At 72.1% G+C, this 1097-nt stretch carries 1 pseudogene; it reads right to left on the bottom strand.

Features of this window, described 5'->3' with window-relative positions:
• A pseudogene (locus ACH5AR_RS33885) lies at window positions 1–1049 on the bottom strand (hypothetical protein); the annotation flags it as partial.
• Between the last annotated feature and the right edge of the window lie 48 nt (window positions 1050–1097).

Consider the following 1097-nt stretch of genomic DNA (forward strand, 5'->3'; position numbering starts at 1 on the left):
ACGGTGACGGTGTAGGTGACCTTGTCACCGACCTGCACGGTCGAGCCGGACGTGGGGTCCGCGGCCTTGGAGAACGTGTACCAGCCCGTCTCGTGGCGGGTGGTGCAGCCGGGCGTGCCGCCGTCCGCCGCCGGCGCGCAGCCGGGTGAGAGCACGGCGTTGGCGAGGGCGCCGTCGCCGCCGGTCTTGACGGTCACGGAGTAGGTGATGGTCGCCTCGCCGCCGACGGGTACGGTGCCGTTCCAGGTCAGCACGCCGTCGGTGACCTGTGCGGTGCCGGTGGTGGCCTTGACGTCGCCGTTGTAGTCGGCGTCGTCCAGGACCTTGGACAGGTCGTCCGAGAGCGTGGCGTCGGCCGGGGCGGAGCCCTGCTGCCTGACCTTCACCGTGTAGGTGACCTTGTCGCCGGGGGCGACGCTGTGGCCGGAGGCCGGGTCGGCGGTCTTGGCCACGGTGTAGTTGGTGACCTCGATGCCGGCCTGGTCCGGCGGGACGGTCGGCGGCACGCCGGAGTCCGGCGGGGTGTCCGCCGTCGCGGAGGCGGTGTTGACGAGCGTGCCGGACACCTTCTCGTCCAGCACCGTGCCGAACTCGTGGGAGCGGCTCTCGCCCGGCGCCAGGGAGGCGATGGTGAAGGCGCCGGCCTGCGGCAGCCTGTCGTCCGTCACCTTGATGTTGGTGAGTGTGCCCTGACCGGTGTTGGTCACCACGATCCGGTACCTCACCGTGTCGCCGTAGCGGAAGACCGGGTAGTCCGCCGCCTCGTCGGCGTCGTGCCACTGCCCGTCCGTGCCCTGCACGAACTTCTTCAGGGACGCCGAGTAGTAGTTCGCCACCTCGATCGGCGCCGAGGTGCGCATCACCAGTTCGGTGTGCCCGTCGCGGGCCTGGGCGCGGTTGACGAGCCTGTCGCCGCCCTTCGCGCCGTCCGTGGCGACCGAGACCTTGAACTGCTGGCGGGCGCCCGGGGCCAGCGGGGGCCCGACCACGCGCACGGCCGTCGCGTCCGGCGTGAACGTCTGCGTCCACCCCGCGCTGTTGCCCGTCACGTCCCCGGCCCTGCCGTTCGCCGGATCGGCCGGGTCGTCCGACAGCGA

The sequence above is a fragment of the Kitasatospora sp. NPDC018619 genome (assembly GCF_044391605.1).
Taxonomy (GTDB): Bacteria; Actinomycetota; Actinomycetes; order Streptomycetales; family Streptomycetaceae; genus Kitasatospora.